16 protein-coding genes are annotated in these 20,639 nt (G+C 72.3%); 10 read left to right on the top strand and 6 right to left on the bottom strand.

Features of this window, described 5'->3' with window-relative positions; genetic code table 11:
* Positions 1-71 precede the first annotated feature (71 nt).
* A complete protein-coding gene (locus tag ACIP64_RS12945) occupies positions 72-872 on the top strand; it encodes an acyl-CoA dehydrogenase family protein (protein ID WP_401584891.1) in 801 nt (266 codons plus the stop codon).
* A gap of 12 nt (positions 873-884) precedes the next feature.
* Here ACIP64_RS12945 and ACIP64_RS12950 read toward each other — a convergent pair whose 3' ends face one another.
* Complete coding sequence (locus ACIP64_RS12950) at positions 885-1,574, bottom strand: GntR family transcriptional regulator (protein WP_401584894.1); 690 nt, start codon at positions 1,572-1,574, stop codon at positions 885-887.
* 406 nt (positions 1,575-1,980) lie between these two features.
* Here ACIP64_RS12950 and ACIP64_RS12955 point away from each other — a divergent pair, with 406 nt between their 5' ends.
* The 6 genes from ACIP64_RS12955 (at position 1,981) to ACIP64_RS12980 (ending at position 9,294) form a co-directional block, all read left to right on the top strand.
* Complete coding sequence (locus ACIP64_RS12955) at positions 1,981-2,475, top strand: NAD(P)H-dependent oxidoreductase subunit E (protein WP_401584897.1); 495 nt, start codon at positions 1,981-1,983, stop codon at positions 2,473-2,475.
* Complete coding sequence (locus tag ACIP64_RS12960) at positions 2,472-4,088, top strand: formate dehydrogenase beta subunit (protein ID WP_401584899.1); 1,617 nt, start codon at positions 2,472-2,474, stop codon at positions 4,086-4,088. Before ACIP64_RS12955 ends, ACIP64_RS12960 begins: the two co-directional genes overlap by 4 nt.
* On the top strand, positions 4,085-6,901 hold the full coding sequence (fdhF, locus tag ACIP64_RS12965; RefSeq protein WP_401584901.1) for a formate dehydrogenase subunit alpha: 2,817 nt from the start codon (positions 4,085-4,087) through the stop codon (positions 6,899-6,901). The genes ACIP64_RS12960 and fdhF overlap by 4 nt, the downstream gene beginning before the upstream one ends.
* Positions 6,902-6,932: 31 nt before the next feature.
* Positions 6,933-7,115 carry a formate dehydrogenase subunit delta gene (locus tag ACIP64_RS12970; protein WP_360898909.1) on the top strand — a complete coding sequence of 61 codons (183 nt, stop codon included), beginning with the start codon at positions 6,933-6,935 and terminating at the stop codon, positions 7,113-7,115.
* 255 nt (positions 7,116-7,370) lie between these two features.
* Complete coding sequence (locus ACIP64_RS12975; RefSeq protein ID WP_030069301.1) at positions 7,371-7,574, top strand: cold-shock protein; 204 nt, start codon at positions 7,371-7,373, stop codon at positions 7,572-7,574.
* A gap of 85 nt (positions 7,575-7,659) precedes the next feature.
* Positions 7,660-9,294 carry a DEAD/DEAH box helicase gene (locus ACIP64_RS12980; protein WP_401584903.1) on the top strand — a complete coding sequence of 545 codons (1,635 nt, stop codon included), beginning with the start codon at positions 7,660-7,662 and terminating at the stop codon, positions 9,292-9,294.
* Between the two features lie 202 nt (positions 9,295-9,496).
* On the opposite strand, the gene ACIP64_RS12985 is transcribed toward ACIP64_RS12980, so the two are convergent.
* Complete coding sequence (locus tag ACIP64_RS12985; RefSeq protein WP_401584906.1) at positions 9,497-10,051, bottom strand: YciI family protein; 555 nt, start codon at positions 10,049-10,051, stop codon at positions 9,497-9,499.
* Positions 10,052-10,606: 555 nt separating this feature from the next.
* On the opposite strand from ACIP64_RS12985, the gene ACIP64_RS12990 reads away from it, so the two are divergent.
* Complete coding sequence (locus tag ACIP64_RS12990; protein ID WP_401584908.1) at positions 10,607-12,034, top strand: OFA family MFS transporter; 1,428 nt, start codon at positions 10,607-10,609, stop codon at positions 12,032-12,034.
* A gap of 207 nt (positions 12,035-12,241) precedes the next feature.
* Here ACIP64_RS12990 and ACIP64_RS12995 read toward each other — a convergent pair whose 3' ends face one another.
* From ACIP64_RS12995 to ACIP64_RS13005, 3 genes are all read right to left on the bottom strand, one after another.
* The gene (locus ACIP64_RS12995; protein WP_401584911.1) at positions 12,242-12,937 is read right to left on the bottom strand and encodes a GntR family transcriptional regulator; all 696 of its coding nucleotides are present in this window, start codon (positions 12,935-12,937) and stop codon (positions 12,242-12,244) included.
* A 198-nt stretch (positions 12,938-13,135) separates the two neighbouring features.
* Complete coding sequence (pntB, locus tag ACIP64_RS13000; protein WP_401584913.1) at positions 13,136-14,611, bottom strand: Re/Si-specific NAD(P)(+) transhydrogenase subunit beta; 1,476 nt, start codon at positions 14,609-14,611, stop codon at positions 13,136-13,138.
* Between the two features lie 6 nt (positions 14,612-14,617).
* Positions 14,618-16,165, bottom strand: coding sequence for a Re/Si-specific NAD(P)(+) transhydrogenase subunit alpha (locus tag ACIP64_RS13005; protein WP_401584916.1), 1,548 nt, complete (start codon positions 16,163-16,165; stop codon positions 14,618-14,620).
* A 443-nt stretch (positions 16,166-16,608) separates the two neighbouring features.
* Between ACIP64_RS13005 and ACIP64_RS13010 the strand changes: the two genes are divergently transcribed.
* Both ACIP64_RS13010 and ACIP64_RS13015 read left to right on the top strand, forming a co-directional pair.
* Positions 16,609-17,622, top strand: coding sequence for a 2-dehydropantoate 2-reductase (locus tag ACIP64_RS13010; RefSeq protein WP_401584919.1), 1,014 nt, complete (start codon positions 16,609-16,611; stop codon positions 17,620-17,622).
* Between the two features lie 245 nt (positions 17,623-17,867).
* Positions 17,868-18,800 (top strand): LysR family transcriptional regulator, encoded by a 933-nt coding sequence (locus tag ACIP64_RS13015; protein ID WP_401584921.1) that lies wholly within the window; start codon positions 17,868-17,870, stop codon positions 18,798-18,800.
* Here ACIP64_RS13015 and ACIP64_RS13020 read toward each other — a convergent pair.
* Complete coding sequence (locus ACIP64_RS13020) at positions 18,793-20,421, bottom strand: FadD7 family fatty acid--CoA ligase (RefSeq protein WP_401584924.1); 1,629 nt, start codon at positions 20,419-20,421, stop codon at positions 18,793-18,795. The two genes, ACIP64_RS13015 and ACIP64_RS13020, sit on opposite strands and share 8 nt — an antisense overlap.
* Between the last annotated feature and the right edge of the window lie 218 nt (positions 20,422-20,639).

Genomic DNA, 20,639 nt, shown 5'->3' on the forward strand with positions numbered 1-20,639 from the left:
ACCGGGAACCACGACTCCCGTACACCGACCGGCCCCCAGCGGGCCGGAATCCACTCCCGAGGGGGCACCCCGTGCCGTACCGCACCGCTTTCTCCCACGTCCTGAGCAGCGTCATCGAGCCCTCCGCCGAGCGGACCGGCACGGAGGGCAGGTTTCCGCGCGGCGCGGTGACGGCCCTGGGCCGTGCCGGGCTGCTCGGACTCACCGTCTCCGCGGACCTGGGCGGCGGTGGCCTCGGCCTGTCCGAGGCGGCCGAAGTGGTCGCGCGGATCGCCCGGGTGTGCCCGGCCACCGCGGCGGTGCTCCAGTCGCACTACGCGGCGGTCGCCGTCCTGGAGGCGCACGGCAGCCGCTGGATCCGCGGCGAGATCGCCGCCGGCCGCCACCTCGGCAGTCTCGCCCTGACCGAGGGCGCCCCCGGGGAGCGGGTCCCCCCGAACGGGCCCTGGACCCCGCGCTCGACGGCGTCCCGCACCGGTGACGTGGTGGCCCTGAGCGCCCGCAAGCGCGAGGTGGTCGCCGCCGGGGAGGCCGACAGCTACGTCTGGTCCTCCCGGCCGCTCGCCGCGGAGGACGGGATGACGCTCTGGACCGTGCCCGCGCACGCCCCCGACCTCTTCGTCCCCGCCCGCACGGACGGGGCGGGACCGTACGGCAGCGCCACCTCCGGCGTCGTCGCCGACCCGGTCCTCGTCCCCGCGGACGCGATGCTGGGGGAGGACGGCGGTGGGCTCGGCATCGTGCTGGGCACCGTGCTGCCGTGGCTGCTGGAACTGCGGGAGGCCCTCGGCGATACCGCCGTCCACCCCTCCGTGGCGGTCGTGGCCGCCGCGGGCCCGGACCGGCGTCCCGCCGGCGCCCTCGCGTCCTGACGGGCCCGGTGTTCAGCCGCGGCCGGACGCCTTGCCGGCGACGGCCCTGCGGAACTCACCGGTGCGCTGGGTGTGCTTGCGCATGATCTCGCTCGCGCGGTCCGCGTCGCCCTTGGCGATGGCCTTGATGAGGGAGGCGTGCTCGTTCCAGGCCTCCTTGCCGCGGGGTTTGGCGATGGGGGTGTAGTACCAGCGCACCTTGCGGCTCACCTGCGAGATCAGCTCGGCCAGTACGGCGTTGCCGGCAACGGAGGTGATGAAGGCGTGCAGCGCGATGTTGGCCGCCACCAGGCGCTCGATGTCGCCGCCGGCGAGGGCGTCGACGCCGTCCTGGTGCAGCTCCCACAGGTGTGCGACGTCCTCGGGTGTCGCGTTGCGGGCGGCGAGTTCGGCCGAGTACGTCTCCAGGACGCCCCGGACGCCCAGCAGTTGGCCGGCTTCCTCTTCGGTGGGGGAGTGGACGAAGGCGCCTTGTGCGGGGCGGAGGTCGACCCAGCCGTCGGTCTGGAGGCGTTGGAGGGCTTCGCGGACGGGCTGGCGGCTGACGCCGAGGTGTTCGGCGAGTTCGGCCTCGACCAGGTGCTGGCCGGGTGTCAGGGTGCCGTTGATGATCAGTTCGATCAGCGCGTCGTAGACGGCCTGGCGCAGCGGCGCAGGGCGGGCGACGCGATGACCGGCCGCCGCCGTCAGGGCCTCGCGCATCGTTCCCCCGTTCTGCCGGCGAGCCTGCGGGGCCGACGGCTCTGCCAGTGGAGTCCGCCGAGAGGGGCCTGGACGGCGGCGCCTGAGTATACAGGTTTTGGTATGCAACATGGCGTGTGCTGCCGGTCTGCGGAGGTGTGTTGACCCTGCGTCAGAGTGTGCCGGGCAGCGGTGACGGACCGACAAAAGTGCGACGGCATTCTGTATGCAGAAGCTTGTATGCGTTATCGTTCCTGGGAGTACCGCCAGCACCGCCTGAAAACCGAAGCGGCTCTGTACGTCGGTCACGGACCCCGCGCATCCGCAGGAGAGGTCAAGGGGCCCGCATGTGTGTGCATCGAATGTGCCGTACGGCAGTTGAGCGTCCCGCGCCCGGACTCCCGCGCGCCGCGAAGGCGGAGCGGTCATGACGCCGGGGAGCACCGACGGGACCGACGGGACCGACGTGTCCGTCGAGCAGGTGGTCCGGGCGGCCGCCGCCGACCACCGGGGTGACCGGGGGCCGCTGCTGCCGATCCTGCACTCCGTCCAGGCCGAGTTGGGCTGCGTGCCGCAGGAGGCCGTCCCGGTGCTCGCGGACGAGCTCAACCTCTCCCGGGCCGACGTCCACGGAGTGGTGACCTTCTACCACGACTTCCGGCGCGAGCCCGCGGGACGCACCACCGTGCGGATATGCCGCGCCGAGGCCTGCCAGGCCGTCGGCGCCGAGGACCTGATGGACTGGGCCCGCGAGGCCGGACTGAAGCCGGGCGGCACGACCGCCGACGGCTCGGTGACCGTCGAGCAGGTCTTCTGCCTCGGCAACTGCGCCCTGGGGCCCTCGGTCGAGGTGAACGGCCGGCTGTACGGACGTGTGGGCACGGCCCGGCTGGGCTCCCTCCTCAAGGGGACGGTCCGATGACAGAGCGCGCTTCCGACCCCACCGTGACGATCTGGGTCCCCCGCGACTCGGCGGCCCGGTCCGTCGGCGCGGACGAGGTCGCCGACGCACTGCGCCACGCCGCGGCCGAACGGGAACTGCCCGTCGAGATCGTGCGCAACGGCTCCCGCGGCATGCTCTGGCTGGAACCGCTCGTGGAGGTGGCCACCCCCGCCGGCCGCGTCGGCTACGGACCCGTCGCCCCCGAGGACGTCGAGGAGCTGCTGACCGCCGGCCTGCTGGAGGGCGCCGACCACCCGCTGCGCCTCGGCATCGTGGACGAACTGCCCTGGCTGGCACGGCAGAAGCGGGTCACCTTCGCCAGGATCGGCGTGACCGACCCCCTGTCGGCCGAGGACTACCTCGCCCACGGCGGACTGGAGGGGCTGCGCGCGGCGCTGGCCCTCGCCCCCGCGGACGTGGTCACCGAGGTCACCGACTCCGGACTGCGCGGCCGCGGCGGCGCGGGATTCCCCGCCGGGATCAAGTGGAAGACCGTCCTCGGCTGCGCCGACGAGCTGAAGTTCGTCTGCTGCAACGCCGACGAGGGCGACAGCGGCACCTTCGCCGACCGCATGGTCATGGAAGGCGACCCGTTCATGCTCATCGAGGGCATGACCATCGCCGCGCACGCGGTCGGTGCCCGCGAGGGCTACCTGTACATCCGCTCGGAGTACCCCGACGCGGTGGCCACCATGCGCGCGGCCATCGACATCGCGCGGGACCACGGATGGCTCGGCAAGGGCGTCCTCGGCTCCGCGCTCGACTTCGACCTGCACGTGCGGGTCGGCGCCGGCGCGTACATCTGCGGCGAGGAGACCTCCATGCTGGAGAGCCTGGAGGGCAAGCGCGGCACGGTGCGCGCCAAGCCGCCGATCCCCGCCATCGAGGGCCTGTTCGGCAAGCCGACCGTCGTCAACAACGTCCTCACCCTCGCCACCGTGCCCGTCGTCATGTCGCACGGCGCGAAGGCGTACCAGGAGCTCGGCGTCGACCGCTCGCGCGGCACCCAGGTGTTCCAGCTCGGCGGCAACATCGCCCGCGGCGGCATCGTGGAGACCGCGTTCGGCATCACCCTGCGCGAACTGGTCGAGGACTACGGCGGCGGGACGTTCTCCGGGCGCCCGGTGCGCACGGTCCAGGTCGGCGGGCCGCTCGGCGCCTACCTGCCGACGACGATGTTCGACCTGCCGATGGACTACGAGGCCTTCGCGGCGGCGGGCGCCATGCTCGGGCACGGCGGCGTCGTCGTCTTCGACGACAGCGTCGACATGGCCGCGCAGGCCCGCTTCGCGATGGAGTTCTGCGCCGAGGAGTCCTGCGGCAAGTGCACCCCCTGCCGCGTCGGCTCCGTCCGCGGCGTCGAAGTGATCGACAAGATCGTGGCCGGTCACCAGCGGGACGAGAACCTCGCCCTGCTGGAGGACCTGTGCGAGCTGATGACCGACGGCTCGCTGTGCGCGATGGGCGGTCTGACCCCCATGCCGGTGCGCAGCGCCATCGCCCACTTCCCCGACGACTTCCTCGCTCGTGACACCGGCCACGGGAGCCGGAACAGGCAGCCCAGCGGCGCCAGGACGGAGGGTCCGGCATGACACTTCTCAAGGAACCCGACTTCGGCACACCCGAGCGGCCCGGCGCGGCGACGGTGTCGGTGGAGGTCGACGGGATGCCGGTGACCGTGCCCGAGGGCACGTCGGTGATGCGCGCCGCCGCGCAGGCCGGCATCGACATCCCCAAACTCTGCGCCACCGACAGCCTGGAGCCCTTCGGCTCCTGCCGGCTGTGCGTGGTGGAGATCGACGGCCGCCGCGGCACCCCCGCCTCCTGCACCACGCCGGTGGCCGACGGCATGCAGGTGCGCACCCAGACGCCGAAGGTGGAGAAGCTCCGCCAGGGCGTCATGGAGCTCTACATCTCCGACCACCCGCTGGACTGCCTCACCTGCCCGGCCAACGGCGACTGCGAACTCCAGGACATGGCCGGGGTCGTCGGACTGCGGCAGGTCCGCTACGGCTACGAGGGCGAGAACCACCTCGACGCCCCCAAGGACACCTCCAACCCGTACTTCGACTTCGACGCGTCCAAGTGCATCGCCTGCTCCCGCTGCGTCCGCGCGTGCGGCGAGGTCCAGGGCACCTTCGCGCTGACCATCGAGGGGCGCGGCTTCGACTCCAAGGTCTCCGCCGGCGCGGGCGAGAGCTTCATGGACTCCGAGTGCGTTTCCTGCGGGGCCTGCGTGCAGGCCTGCCCGACCTCCACGCTCCAGGAGAAGTCGGTGGTCGAACTCGGCATGCCGACCCGCTCGGTGGTCACCACCTGCGCGTACTGCGGCGTCGGCTGCTCGTTCAAGGCGGAGCTGCGCGGCGACGAGCTGGTGCGGATGGTGCCCTACAAGGACGGCGGGGCCAACGAGGGCCACTCCTGCGTGAAGGGCCGCTTCGCGTTCGGCTACGCCTCGCACCCCGACCGGGTCCTCAAGCCCATGGTGCGCGAGAGCATCACCGACCCGTGGCGCGAGGTCGAGTGGGACGAGGCCATCGGCACCGTCGCCCGGCGGATGCGCGAGCTCCAGCAGCGGTACGGATCGGGCTCGATCGGCGCCATCACCTCCTCGCGGTGCACCAACGAAGAGGTGTACGTCGTCCAGAAGATGGTGCGTGCCGCCTTCGGCAACAACAACGTGGACACCTGCGCCCGGGTCTGCCACTCCCCGACGGGATACGGGCTCAAGCAGACCTTCGGCGAATCGGCGGGCACCCAGGACTTCCGTTCCGTGGCCGAGGCCGACGTGATCATGGTGATCGGCGCCAACCCCACCGACGGGCACCCGGTGTTCGCCTCGCGGATGAAGCGCCGGCTGCGCGAGGGCGCCAAGCTCATCGTGGTCGACCCCCGCCGCATCGACCTGGTGCGCTCACCGCACATCCAGGCCGAGCACCACCTCCAGCTGCGGCCCAGCACGAACGTCGCCGTCGTCAACGCCATGGCCCACGTGGTGGTCACCGAGGGCCTGGTCGACCGGGCCTTCGTGGCCGAGCGGTGCGAGGACTTCGACGAGTGGGCCGAGTTCATCGCCCGCCCGGAGAACAGCCCGGAGGCGGCCGAGGAGATCTGCGGCGTGCCGGCCGAGGAACTGCGCGCCGCGGCGCGGCTGTACGCGCAGGCGCCCAACGGGGCCATCTACTACGGCCTCGGCGTCACCGAGCACAGCCAGGGCTCCACCATGGTCATGGGAATGGCCAACCTCGCGATGGCGTGCGGCAACCTCGGCCGGGACGGCGTCGGCGTCAACCCGCTGCGCGGCCAGAACAACGTGCAGGGCTCTTGCGACATGGGCTCCTTCCCGCACGAACTGCCCGGCTACCGGCACGTCTCCGACGACGCGGTGCGCAAGGTCTTCGAGAACCTGTGGGGCGGCACCCTCCTCGCCGAGCCCGGGCTGCGGATCCCCAACATGTTCGACGCGGCGATCGACGGCACCTTCCGCGGCCTGTTCGTCCACGGTGAGGACATCGCCCAGTCCGACCCCAACCTGGGGCACGTCACCGCCGCGCTGGCGGCCATGGAACTGGTCGTCGTGCAGGACCTGTTCCTCAACGAGACGGCCAAGTTCGCGCACGTCTTCCTGCCCGGCGCGTCCTTCCTGGAGAAGGACGGCACCTTCACCAACGCCGAGCGCCGGATCAACCGGGTGCGCGCGGTGATGAAGCCGAGGACGGGCAAGCACGAGTGGCAGATCGTGAGCGAGATCGCCACAGCCATGGGCTACCCCATGGCGTACGACCACCCGAGCCGGATCATGGACGAGATCGCCGCGGTCACGCCCACCTTCACCGGGGTCTCCTTCGAGCTGCTGGACAAGCTCGGCAGCGTCCAGTGGCCGTGCAACGAGGCGGCACCGGAGGGCACGCCGATCATGCACGTGGACGAGTTCGTACGGGGCAAGGGCAGGTTCGTGGTCACCACCTTCGTGCCGACCGCCGAGCGCAGCACCCGGCGCTTCCCGCTGGTCCTGACCACCGGCCGGATCCTCAGCCAGTACAACGTGGGGGCGCAGACCCGCCGCACCGGCAACGTGGCCTGGCACCCCGAGGACGTGCTGGAGATCCACCCGCACGACGCCGAGGTCCGCGGCATCACCGACGGCGCCATGGTGACGCTGGCCAGCCGGGTGGGGCGGACGACGCTGCGCGCGGAGATCTCCGACCGCATGCCGACCGGGGTCGTCTACACCACGTTCCACCACCCGGTCACCGGCGCCAACGTGGTCACCACCGAGAACTCGGACTGGGCGACCAACTGCCCGGAGTACAAGGTGACCGCCGTGCAGGTCGCCCTCGCGCGGCCGCCGCGGCACGAGGACGCCGAGCCCGCAGCCGACAGCCTGCTCACGGTGGGGGACTGAGATGGCCGCGGGAGTGCCGTCGGAACGGAGAATGGCGAACGACATCGCCGCGAACCTTGTGCACCTGCCCGGGGAGCGGGCCGCCGAGGCCGTCGCGGGCCACATCGGCAGGTTCTGGGACCCGCGCATGCGTGCCCGGCTCTTCGCGTACGTCGACGCCGGGGCGGACGGCCTGGACCCCTTGGTGGTGGCCGCGGTGCGGCTCATGCGCTGACCTGGTGCGGGACCGGTTCCCGGACGGCGGAGGAGGCCCCCTCCGCCGTCCGGGAACCGGCTGTGGGCGGACTCACAGGCGGCCGCCCCCGAGCTGCGGCGGGGCCGGCGGGCGTCCTGTGCTAGGGTTGCCGTAGTTGCAGTTGTGGTACCCAAGGATCTTTATGCGCCTGGTGGGAGTGACTTCTCCTTCAGGCGCATTATTTGTTCTCCGGCATCTCCGGATGGGGCCTCTGCCTACTGAGGGAGAAAAGTCATGGCACAGGGAACCGTGAAGTGGTTCAACGCCGAAAAGGGTTTCGGCTTCATCGAGCAGGACGGCGGCGGCCCTGACGTCTTCGCCCACTACTCGAACATCGCGACCCAGGGCTTCCGTGAGCTCCAGGAGGGCCAGCGGGTCTCGTTCGACGTCACCCAGGGCCAGAAGGGCCCGCAGGCGGAGAACATCGTCCCCGCCTGATCGCCTGACGCGTATCTGCTCACCGGGGTCCGCACCGTCTGGTGCGGACCCCGTTTTGCGCTGGTTCCAGGAAGGCAGTAACCGCATGTCCCGCAGGCCCCAGAAGCCGGTCCGGCGCACGTCGCCGTCCGCATCGTCCGCAGCGTCGGCGCCGCGGGAGTTCCGGCTGCCGGAAAGCACCACCCCCGCCCTTCCCCCCGTCGAGGACTTCGCCGCCCTCGACATGCCCGCGGGGCTGCTGAAGACCCTCACCGCGCAGGGCGTCACCGACCCCTTCCCCATCCAGGCCGCCACGCTGCCGAACTCGCTGGCCGGCCGGGACCTCCTGGGCCGCGGGCGGACCGGCTCCGGCAAGACCCTCGCCTTCGGGCTGGCGCTCCTGGCCCGCACGGCGGGACTGCGCGCGGAGCCCAAGGCGCCCCTCGCCCTGGTGCTGGTGCCCACCCGCGAGCTCGCCCAGCAGGTGGCGGACGCCCTGACCCCGTACGCGACGGCCGTGAACCTGCGGCTGACCACGGTGGTCGGCGGGCTGTCCATGACCCGGCAGGCCGCCACGCTGCGCCGCGGCGTCGAGGTCCTCGTGGCCACCCCGGGCCGGCTCAACGACCTCGTGGACCAGGGCGCCTGCCTGCTCGGCGACGTGCGCATCACCGTGCTGGACGAAGCCGACCAGATGACCGATATGGGCTTCATGCCGCAGATCACCAAGCTGATCGAGCGCGTACGCCCCGACGGCCAGCGCATGCTCTTCTCGGCCACCCTGGACGGCAACATCGACCGCCTGGTGCAGCGGTTCCTGACCGACCCCGTGGTGCACTCCGTCGACCCGTCCGCGGGCGCGGTGACCACCATGGAGCACCACGTGCTCCACGTCCTGGACGAGACCGACAAGAAGGCCGTCACCACGCGCATCGCGGCACGCGACGGCCGGGTCATCCTCTTCCTCGACACCAAGCGGGCCGCCGACCGCCTCGCCAAGCGGCTGCTGTCCGTCGGCGTCCGCGCGGCGGCCCTGCACGGCGGCCGCTCCCAGCCGCAGCGCAACCGCACCCTGGAGCAGTTCAAGACCGGCCTGGTCACCGCGCTGGTCGCCACGAACGTCGCGGCGCGCGGCATACACGTGGACGACCTCGACCTCGTCGTGAACGTCGATCCGCCCACCGACCACAAGGACTACCTGCACCGCGGCGGCCGCACGGCCCGCGCCGGCGGTTCCGGCAGCGTGGTCACGCTCGTGCTGCCCGAGCAGAAGCGGGACGTCACCCGGCTCATGTCGGACGCGGGCATCCGCCCCCGGACGGCCCGCATCACCTCGTCCGACGCGGCGCTGACCACCATCACCGGCGCGCGCGAGCCGTCCGGCGTGGCCGTCACCATCGAGGTCCCCGAGCCGGCCGCCCCGGCCCCGCGCACCGAGCCCGGCAAGCGGCCCAGCCGCCGGCGCCGCAGTGGCGGCGGCGCCGCCGCGACCGGCACTGGCACGGGCACCGGCGGGCAGGGCGGGGACCGCCGCAGGGCGGGAACCCGCGGTGCCGCGACCGGATCGGCCCCCACGGGCGGCGGGACCCCCCGGGGCCGCGACCGCCGCACCGGCTCCGGCACGACGAACGGCACCGCCCGCCGTACGGCCTCCGGCGACGGGCAGGGCGGTACGGGTGGCCGCCGCGGTGGCCAGGGCGGCCGCGGAGGCCAGGCCGGCCGCCGCACCTCCGCGAACTGAGCCGCCGGGCTCAGGCCCGGCGGCCCGGAAGGCGGGTCCCGCACGGCGGAGAGCCGCCCTCGTGCTCGGCGTTGTCGGCGTGAGCGGGCTGCTCGGCCGAAGCGGCAACTCCCCCCGGCCCGAAGGCCGGGGGGAGTTGCCGTGCGTGAGGGCCCGTGACGACCCGGCTCGGGCCGCCGGGCTCAGGCCCGGCCGCCCCGAATCACGACGGGCGACCGCCGAACTGCCAGGGGTGCACCTCGATCGAGGCGTACCGGTCCGGGGTCAGGACGGCGCGTGCCGTCCCCGGGTCCGGTGCCCGCAGCAGGGCCGCCGTGCCGAGCCAGGCGCTGCCGTCGTCGGACAGCAGCGGCCCGTAGGCGATCAGGTCGTCGTCCCGGCCGGGCGGCGGGGTGAGGTCGGCGGCCTCTCCCGCGCCGAGGCCGAGCACCAGGTACCGGCTGCCACCGGTCCTGCCGCCGGGGAACTCCCACATGGTGCGCCCCAGCAGGTTGCGCCACCGTCGCAGCAGCACGTCCCGGTAGACGCCGGCCTGGTAGTTCGGCTCGTCGAAGGCGAACGCCCGGGCGGCGGCCGCGTCGGGCAGGTCGAGGATGTGCACGCTCCCGGTGGGTGTGTCGAGGTCGTCGGCGAGCGTCGGTCCGCGGGCGATCATCTCCTTCGACCACTGGTCCATGTAGGACCAGTGGTCCTCCAGCAGCGCGTCGCGCAGCGCCAGGGATCCGGACCGGTCGCGGTGGTAGCAGAGAAACTCCATGCGCAGAGGGTCCCGGCAACAAGGTCCCCGGGTCGAGCGGGTTTCGCCGCGCGGTCCGCCCGTTAACTCTGATCGACCGTCAATTCGGCCCCCTGCCACGGGTCCGCACGCCCGCGTGCGGCCGTGCGCGCGTGATTGTGCAGGTCCGCCGCCCGAATCCCCGGGAGTGAGCGGGCCGTTGGCCGTCCATGGGTGGGCGCCGATGGTAATGCGGTAGTCAATCTTCCCGACATCCTCTGGACACACGCTTCCGCGGATCCATACCGTATGCAATCTCCAGTATGTAATGCATCGCACAACGACCGGCTGACCAGCGAGAACTGGACGCCCGGGCGCGGCTTTGCCGTGTGCCGCGGGGGTCCATGGATGTGCCACCGACCATGCGCCGCAAAGCCCGGGATGCCGCCCCGGACCCCGGCGGACGGACGGCGTACCACCGGCACGGCCGCGTGCCGGGCGTGCCGCAGGGATGGGAATCCGTACCACCCCGCCGCATGAGAAGAGATAGGCCCAGGGAGCGCACGCCAGGTTCTTTTCACGCAAGGGAAGGCACACATGTCAGCAATACCTGAGGTGGCTCCTGCTCCCTATCGGGAAGTCACCGACGTGAACGGCCGCGTGTACCGGATCGGCGAGACCGACCGGTCCATCCTGGGCAGGCCCCGGGCCTGGATGGTCTGGCTGCCGTGGTTCGCGATGATGGGTGTCAGCGTCTTCGAGTACGGCTACAGCTCCGCGGAGTCGACGCTGGAGACCGCCCACGGGTGGACGCTCACCGAGGCGTTCTGGATCGCGAGCATCTGGGCGGTCTTCCAGGCCGGCGTGGCGTTCCCCGCCGGGCGGCTGAGGGAGACCGGGGTCCTGCCGGCCAGGACGGCCATGCTCGCCGGCGCGCTGCTCTCCGGCCTCGGACTGTCGGCCGTCGCCCACTTCGGCAACCCCGCCGTCGTGATCCTCGGCTACTCCGTGCTCGGCGGCACCGGTGCCGGTCTGGTCTACGCGACCTGCATCAACATGGTCGGCAAGTGGTACCCCGACAACAAGGGCGCCCGCACCGGGTTCGTCAACGGCGGCTTCGCCTACGGGACCCTGCCGTTCATCTTCGTCTTCAGCTACTGGTTCCACCCCGGGAACTTCAAGCTGGTGCTCGACCTGATCGCCGTGTTCATGGTGATCGTCGTGGGCGTGTGCGGCATGTTCTTCAAGGACCCGCCGAAGAGCTGGTGGCCGCAGGACGTGGACCCGCTGAACCGGGGCACGACCGAGGACTCCGCTCGCGTCGCGAAGCGGCTGGCCAAGAACCCGCCGGCGAAGGCCCAGTTCACCCCGATGCAGGCGATCAGGACCGGGCAGCTGCCGCTGATGTGGTTCGCCCTGGTGTGCATCGGCGGTGTGTCGCTGTTCGGCATCAACTTCCAGGTGCCGTTCGCCAAGAGCCTCGGTTTCGGGCCGCTGGTGGCCGCCTCGTCCGCCGGTGTGCTGGCCGTGGTCAACGGCGTCGGCCGGGCGGCGGTGGGCTGGCTGTCCGACACCCTGGGCCGCAAGCGGACGCTGACGCTGGTGCTGGTCGTCGCGGGCGTGGCGCAGTTCGGCGTCCTGTGGTCGGGCCAGGCCCACAACGAACCCCTCTTCCTGTTCTTCGCGTTCGTGAACGGCTTCGGCGGCGGTGCCTTCTACCCGCTGTTCGCCGCGCTCGTACCGGACTACTTCGGTGAGAACAACAACGCGCAGAACTACGGCCTGGTCTACAGCGCCAAGCTGTTCGGCGGTGTGTTCGGCGGCGGCCTGGCCGCCTCGGTGATCAGCGCCTGGGGTTACACCGGTGGTTACAGTCTGGCCGGAGGCATCGCCTTCCTGTCCGCGGCGATCACCTTGTTCCTGCGCCAGCCGAAGCCCTCGCACGCACAGGACACGCCCGCCGTGCAGGAGACCGCGGGCGGCCAGGCGGCCCAGCCGTCCCCCGCCGAGGCGAGCAGCGGCTGACCGTTCCGGTACCGGAGGGGGCGCCCGCCCCGGCGCCCCCTCCCGCATGACGTGCGCGGGCGAACGGAGCCCGGCCCGGTCCAGCGGCAGTTCCGCGCCGGGTCGTCCGCGTCACGGGAGCGGGGCCGGTCGGTGGGGTGCGCTCCCTGCTTCGTCCGGCCCCGCCCCATCTCCCCTGATGTAGAGGGGGGATGGGGCGGCTGTGCGTCACCCCTTGCGGGCACCGGCGGCGGCGATCTGCCGGCCGTAGAAGTCGGTGGTGCGCTGGGTGTGACGGCGCATCAGTTCCTCGGCCCGTTCCGCGTCGCCCTCGGCGATGGCGTCGATGAGGGCGGCGTGCTCGTTCCAGGCATCCTTGCCGCGGGGCTTGGCGATGGGCATGTAGTACCAGCGCACGCGCCGGTCGACCTGCGGGATCAGTTCCGCCAGGACCTTGTTGCGGGACAGCTCGGTGATGAAGCCGTGCAGGGCGGCGTTGGCCTCGACGATGCCCCGCGCGTCGTCCGCCGCCAGGGCCGCGATCCCGGCCTCCTGGAGCTCCCACAGCCTGGCCACGTCCTCCCCGGTCGCGTGCAGCGCGGCCCCGTGGGCGGAGTGCGTCTCCAGGACGGCCCGCACGCTGAGGAGTTGGGCGGCCTCTTCCTCGGTGGGGGAGTGGACGAAGGCGCCTTGTGCGGGGCGGAGGTCGACCCAGCCGTCGGTCTGGAGGCGTTGGAGGGCTTCGCGGACGGGCTGGCGGCTGACGCCGAGGTGTTCGGCGAGTTCGGCCTCGACCAGGTGCTGGCCGGGTGTCAGGGTGCCGTTGATGATCAGTTCGATCAGCGCGTCGTAGACGGCCTGGCGCAGCGGCGCCGGCCGGTTGATCCGGACGGTGGCGGCTGCGGCGGTGCGTGTGTCGCGCATGGGCCCCCTCATCGGACTGCGGTTCGTGACGGAGCCAGGATACAGGTTTTAGTATGCAATCTACGTACAGTCTTGTCCAAGCCTTCGTCAGCGAAAGGCGGTTGACGCGGGGCAGGGCAAGGCAGGGCGCAGCGCTGCGGGCGGGGCGGGGAGGCCACGGCCTCCCCGCCCCGCCCGCACCGTCGTGCGGAGCGCCCGTCAGGCGTGCGTGGGCTGCTCGGCCGTACGGCCGCCCGGCCGCGCCGCCGCGGACCCGGCCTCCGGTGCGCTCAGCGCGCGCAGGATGTTCTCCACGCTCTGCTTCGCGTCCCCGAAGAGCATGCGGCTGTTCTCGCGGAAGAACAGCGGGTTCTGCACGCCCGCGTACCCCGAGGACATGGACCGCTTGAAGACGACGACCTGCCCGGCCTCCCAGACCCGCAGCACCGGCATGCCGGCGATGGGGCTGGACGGGTCCTCCTGCGCCGCCGGGTTCACCGTGTCGTTGGCGCCGATGACCAGCACCACCGAGGTGTCGGTGAAGTCGTCGTTGATCTCGTCCATCTCCAGCACGACGTCGTAGGGCACTTTCGCCTCGGCCAGCAGCACGTTCATGTGCCCGGGCAGCCGCCCGGCCACCGGGTGCACGCCGAACCGCACCCGCACCCCGCGCTCGCGCAGCGCCTGGGTCAACTCCGCCACCGGGTGCTGTGCCTGGGCCACCGCCATCCCGTAGCCCGGGGTGATGATCACCGAGGTGGCGTTCTCCAGCAGCTCCGCGGTCTCCTCGGCGCTGGTCTCGCGGTGCTCGCCCTGCTCGGCCTCACCGCTCGGCGCCGCCTCGATGCCGAATCCGCCGGCGATCACCGAGAGGAAGGACCGGTTCATCGCCTTGCACATCACGTACGACAGGTAGGCACCGGAGGAGCCCACCAGCGCGCCGGTGACGATCAGCAGGTTGTTGTTGAGCAGGAAGCCCGCCGCAGCGGCCGCCCAGCCCGAGTAGCTGTTCAGCATCGAGACCACGACGGGCATGTCGCCGCCGCCGATGGACGCGACCAGGTGCCAGCCCAGTGCGAGCGCCAGGACCGTGACGGCGATCATCAGCCCCAGGCTCGGGCTGACCGCGAACCAGACCGTCAGCCCCACGAAGACGGCCAGCGCGCCGAGGTTGAGCGCGTTCTTCCCCGGCAGCGTCAGCGGACGGGACTTGATCCGGGCCGACAGCTTCAGGAACGCGATGATCGAGCCGGTGAAGGTCACCGCGCCGATGAAGATGCCGATGAACACCTCGGCGTGGTGGATCCGCAGCAGGTCGGCGGCGATCCGGGTCTGCTCCGCGCCGTGCGCCTCGACCTCCAGGTAGCTGTTCCAGCCGACCAGCACCGCGGCCAGGCCGACGAGGCTGTGCAGGACGGCGATGAGCTCCGGCATCTGCGTCATCTCGACCTTGCGGGCCCGCCACAGGCCCACGGCGCCGCCGACGGCCGTGGCGGCCACGATGAGCAGGACGGCGCCGGCCGATATGTCCCGCGCGGCGACGACGACGGTGGCGACGAGCGCCAGCGCCATCCCGCCGATGCCGTAGGCCACCCCGGCGCGGGAGGTGCGGTGCTGGGAGAGCCCGGCCAGGCTGAAGATGAACAGCAGTGCGGCGACGATGTCGGCGGCCTGTGCGGCCGTTGTTGCGGTCATCGGACCTCAGCCTTTCGAGAACATGCCGAGCATGCGGCGGGTGACGGCGAATCCTCCGAAGATGTTCACGGTGGTCAGCGTGATCGCCACGAGCGACAGCACGGCGACGAGCACCCCGTCGTGGCCGATCTGCAGCAGCGCGCCGACCACCACGATCCCGGAGATCGCGTTGGTGACCGACATCAGCGGGGTGTGCAGGGCGTGATGGACCTTGCCGATCACGTAGTAGCCGATGACCACGGCGAGCGCGAACACCGTGAAGTTGCCGATGAGCTGCGCGGGGGAGAACGCGACGAGGAAGAACATCGCGAGCATGCCGAGCCCGACGAGCCCGTAGCGGACGGCCGGGGTCAGACGGGGCTCCTTGGCCTGCGGGGCCGCCGTCACCGGAGCCGCGGCCTGCTGGGCGGGCGCGGCGGCCGACACCTGCACGGGCGGCGGCGGCCAGGTCTTCTCGCCGTCCCGCACCACCGTCACCGACCGCTGGACGACGTCGTCGAAGTCCACCGTCAGCCGCCCGTCCTTGCCGGGCGTCATGAGCCGGAGCAGGTTGACCAGGTTGGTCCCGTACAACTGCGAGGCCTGGGCGGGCAGCCGGCCGGCGAGGTCGGTGTAGCCGATGATCGTCACGTCGTTGCCGGTGACGATCGCCTTGCCGCTGACCGTGCCCTCGACGTTGCCGCCCTGCGCCGCGGCCATGTCCACGATGACGCTGCCGGGCTTCATGGCCGCCACGTCCGCGGCCGTGATCAGCCGGGGCGCCGGGCGGCCGGGGATCAGCGCGGTGGTGATGATGATGTCCACGTCGGCGGCCTCCTCGTGGTAGATCTCGGCCGCGCGCCGGTCGTACGCCTCGGACGTGGCCTTGGCGTAGCCGTCGCCGCTCGCCTGCTGCTCGACCTCCACGGCGAGGAACTCACCGCCCAGCGAGCGCACTTGGTCAGCGACCTCGGGCCGCGGGTCGGTGGCCCGCACCACGGCGCCCAGGCTGCCGGCCGCGCCGATCGCCGCGAGCCCCGCCACCCCCGCACCGGCCACCAGGACCTTCGCGGGCGGCACCTTGCCCGCCGCGGTGACCTGGCCGGTGAAGAAGCGCCCGAAGACATGGGCGGCCTCGATCACCGCCCGGTACCCGGCGATGTTGGCCATCGAGCTGAGGACGTCCATGGACTGGGCCCGTGAGATGCGCGGCACCGCGTCCATCGACAGGACGGTGATCGGCCGCCGCGCGAGCTCGTCCAGCAGGCCGGGGTTGACGCCCGGTCCGATCAGCCCGACGAGGGTGGCCCCGTCGCGCAGCTTGGCCGTCTCCTCCTGCGAGGGCGGGTTGACCTTCAGGACGACGTCCGCCCGCCAGGCGTCGCCGATCCGTGCGCCGGCCTCGGTGTAGGCGTCGTCGGAGAAGCCCGAGGCCGTTCCGGCCTCCGACTCCACGACGACCTCGTAGCCGATGGCCAGGAGCTTGCGGACACTGTCCGGTGTGGCCGCCACGCGGGTCTCCCCGGCGGTGGACTCGGTGACGACACCGATCTGCTGTGGTGGTGAATCCGACATCGCTCTCCTGTTCCGTCCCTTCCGACTGACTTGACCGGTGCCGTTGTCAGTTGAGCCGTGCGCCGTGCTGTGCCTGTTCCTGTTCCTGTTCCTGTGCCGGCCGACCCGCTCTGACGTGGGCCTTCACCACGAGCCGCCGGCGGACGTGCCCAGCGGTGCGTTCCGCTGCGACCGCGTGCCGGCCTCGGTGCGCGGTGGCGCGCGGCACAGCGTGTGCGGCGAAGGCTTCCCCCGCTGGGTGCCCGGCCAACCAGCCGGGGGTGTGAGTTGTGCCGCCTTGTGGGGCGTTGGAGCCGACCCGACGGGGCGCCGGACCGCGGTGGGGCCCTGCGTCGCCCCGCGGCGACCGGCGTTCGCGCGTGCGCCTTTCCGTAGGGGGACTGTACATCGCGAGACAGCACTGCATACAGTATTCATTCCCGCTCGAATCGAGAGGAGCCGCCGTGAGAATTGCAGTCCTCGGAGCCGGTGCGATCGGCGCCTACTGGGGCGCGGCACTGCACCGTGGTGGCGCCGACGTCCACCTGATCGCCCGGGGTGAGCATCTGCGGGCCATACGCGCGGACGGAGTCCGGGTCCTCAGTCCGCGAGGCGACTTCGTGGCGCGGCCCAACGCCACCGACGACCCGTCCGAGATCGGTCCCGTGGACTACGTCTTCCTGGGGCTGAAGGCACACGCCTACCCGACCTCCGGATCACTGGTCGCCCCCCTGTTCGGCGACAGCACCGCGGTCGTGGCCGCCCAGAACGGCATCCCGTGGTGGTACTTCCACAAGCTCCCCGGTCCCTACGAAGGGCGCCGCATCGAGGCCGTCGACCCGGACGGCGCCACCAGCCGCGTGCTGCCGCCGGAGCGGGCGATCGGCTGCGTCGTCTACCCCGCCACGGTCATCGAGGCCCCCGGCGTCATCCGGCACCTGGAGGGCACCCGCTTCTCCATCGGCGAGCCGGCGGGCGGGGTCTCCGACCGCTGCACGGCCCTGAGCGAGGCCATGATCGCCGGTGGCCTGAAGAGCCCGGTGGAGCCGAACCTGCGCGACGACATCTGGATCAAGCTGATGGGCAACGTCGCGTTCAACCCGATCAGCGCCCTGACCCGGGCGACGATGGTCGAGATCTGCCAGCACCCGCACACCAGGCGGCTGGTCACGCAACTCATGGAGGAGACCCTCGACATCGCCGCCAGGGTCGGCAGCACCCCGGACATCTCCATCGAGAAGCGGCTGCGCGGCGCGGAGGGCGTCGGGCACCACAAGACGTCCATGCTCCAGGACCTGGAGGCCGGCAAGCAGCTGGAACTCGACGCCATCGTCACGGCGGTGGTGGAGATGGCCGACATCTCCGGCGCCGAGGCACCCACCCTGCGCACCGTCCACGCCGCCACCGACCTGCTGGCCCAACGGGCAGCGGCGGGCTGGGAGATCGACGACACCGCCCAGAAGGCGGCGCCCGCGTAACCCCGGGCGCCGCGCGGCGGCCCGCGACCCCGGTGCGACCGCGCCGGGGCCCGGGCCGTGCGGGCGGCCGCACCGGGCTCGGTAAGCTGGCCGCGCCGGACGCCCCTCGCATCCGGCGTGTCCGTCCCCGGCCGGCCCGGGGACGTGTCCCACGTCCGGGGCGTCGACCAGGCACCACTGACGGCCTTGCGACTCCAGCAGGAAGCGCCGGCGCGGCCACGGCCCCAGGCAGAGAGGAGTCGTTCATGCTGTTCCGTCAGCTGGAGTACTTCGTGGCGGTGGCCAGGGAGCGGCACTTCGCGCGGGCGGCCGAGTCCTGCTACGTGTCCCAGCCCGCGCTGTCGGCGGCGATCGCCAAGCTCGAACGGGAACTCAACGTCACGCTGATCAACCGCGGCCACAACTACCAGGGCCTCACCCCGGAAGGCGAACGCCTCGTCGTGTGGGCCAAGCGCATCCTGGCCGAACAGGAGGCGTTCAAGGCCGAGGTGGCCGCCGTCCAGTCGGGCATCACCGGCACCCTGCGGCTGGGCACGGAGCCCACGGCGTCGACGACGCTCGTGCTCCCCGTCGCCGCGTTCTGCGCGGCGCACCCGCTGGCCAAGGTGCAGGTGCGCTCCCGGCTGTCGACCACCGAGCTGCACCGTCAGCTGCTCGCCTTCGAACTCGACGCCGCGATCGCCCACTTCGCCCCCGACGACCGCGAGAACCTCCAGGTGATGTCGCTGTACGAGGAGCGGTACATGCTGCTCGCGCCCAGCGACCAGCTGCTGTCCCCGTCCGACACGATGCGCTGGGCGGACGCCGCCCAGATGCCGCTCGCCCTGCTCACCCAGGACATGAGGATCCGGCAGGTCATCGACACTGCCTTCGCCGAGAGCGGGGTCGCGGTGACCCCCCAGGTGGAGACCGACTCCGTCGCGGCCCTGTACGCCAGCGTGGGGGCCGGCGCGTGCGCGAGCATCGTGCCGCACACATGGCTGCGGGCGATGCCGCCGCTCGGCAGGATGCGCGCCGTCCGCCTGGTCGAGCCGGACGCCAGGGCACGGGTGTCGGTCGCCATCCACGCCGCGACCCCCGGCTCGGTCGCGGCCCGGGCGTTCATGACCGCGGCGGCGGGCCTGTCGCTGGACGAGTTCTTCGACGAGCCGCTGCCGGCCGAGCACCGCGTCAGGTGAGTCCGGGCCCGCGGGGCCGGTCCGCGTACAGGGCGTGCACCGCCGGCCGGTCGAGCCCGCCCTTGGCGGTGTGCGGGAGCGAGGCGACGACGGCGAGCCGGTCGGGCACCTCGAAGGCCGCCAGCCGGGTGCGGCAGTACCGCAGGATCTCCTCGGGCCCGACGCTCTCGCCCCGCGACAGGACCACGGCCGCGCCGACGCGCTCACCGTACGTCGCGTCGGGCACGGCGAACACGGCGGCCTCGGCGACCCCGGGACAGCCCGCCAGGACGTCCTCGACGCGCTCGGGCGAGATCTTCTCGCCGCCCCGGTTGATCAGGTTCTTGATGCGCCCGGTGAGGAAGAGGTAGCCGTCCTCGTCGAGCGTGCCGAGGTCGCCCGTGCGCAGCCATCCGTCGCCGAAGCCGCGCTCCGTCCCGTCCGGGTCGGCGAGGTAGCCCCGGGCGACGGTGGCGCCGCGCACCCACACCTCGCCCTCGGCGCCGGCCGGGCAGGGGCGGCCGCCGGGGCCGACGACCCGCAGCTCCACCCCGGTCGCGCGGCCGACCGAGCCGTGCTTCAACTTGCCGTGGTGCGGCAGCGGTTCGCTGGCCGCCTGGTGCGTGGACTCCGTCATCCCGTACGCCGACAGCAGCGGCGCACCCAGCGCGCGCTCCAGCGCCCGCTGGGTGGCCGCGTTGAGGGGCGCGCTGCAACTGCGCACGAACTTCAGCGGCGGCCGGTACGACGCCGGCTGCGGGCCCGCCTGGTCGACCGCCGACCGGTCCAGAAGGATCTCGTGGATGGTGGGGACGGCGGTGAACCACGTGGCGCCCGCCGCCCGCATGTCGTCCCAGAACGTGTGCGCGGAGAACCGGCCGCGCGCCGGCAGCAGCACACTGCCGCCGCTCGCCAGGGAGGACAGGAGCGCGGCGAGCAGCCCGTGGCCGTGGAAGAAGGGCATCACCGCCACGGTCGCGTCACCGGGCCCCAGTTCGTAGGTGGCGCAGATGTTCCGCACGGACGCGGCGACGTTGGCGTGCGTCAGTGGAACCATCTTGGCGCGGCCGGTGGTGCCCGGCGTGAACAGGACCAGCGCGTCGTCGTCGGCCAGTTCGCGGGCCGCGCCCCGGCCGTCCGCGGGCGCGGGCGCACCGGCGTCGAGCGCGGCCGACACCGCCCCGGCGCGGGACACCGCCACGCGCAGGGTCCACGCCGGCACGCGCACCCGCCCGACCGGAGCGGCCCCACCCTCGTACGGACCGACCAGCAGCGCCCGCACCCCGAGCGCCTCCAGCCGGGCGGACACCTCGGCCTCCGGCAGCGCGGGGTCCACGGGCGCGACCACCAGCCCCGCGCGCGCCCCGGCCAGCAGCGCCACGACGAACTCGACGGTGTTGGCGCACAGCAGGCCGACCACGTCCCCGCGGCGCAGCCCCCTGCCGCCGAGCCGGCCCGCCACGTCGTCGGCGAGGGCGGCGAGCGCACCGTACGACAGCTCCACCCGGTCCCCGGTGACGACCAGCGCGCGGGCGCGCGGGCGTTCGCGGAGCTGACGGTCCAGCAGACCGCCGAGGCCGGTGACCGCCGGCGGCCGGTACCGCTGCGGGTCGCGCACGGGTGCTGCGGCCGGAACGGTCATGACCGCACCTCCTTGGCGCCGGGTCGTTGAGCCAGGTCTGTCGAGCCACGTCTGCGAGCCCGGTCGCGTGCGCCGTCTCCTCAGCGAGACTGGGCGGGGTGCCCGGCACACGTCCAATACGCGCTGGTGAACGGTCGATAGCGGACGTCTATCAAGGGTGCTCCGGACCCCCGCGGCATGCGTTGATAGACGCCGCTTATGGGCTGGTCGCCGATAGG

Source organism: Streptomyces sp. NPDC088733 (genome assembly GCF_044751185.1).
GTDB lineage: Bacteria > Actinomycetota > Actinomycetes > Streptomycetales > Streptomycetaceae > Actinacidiphila.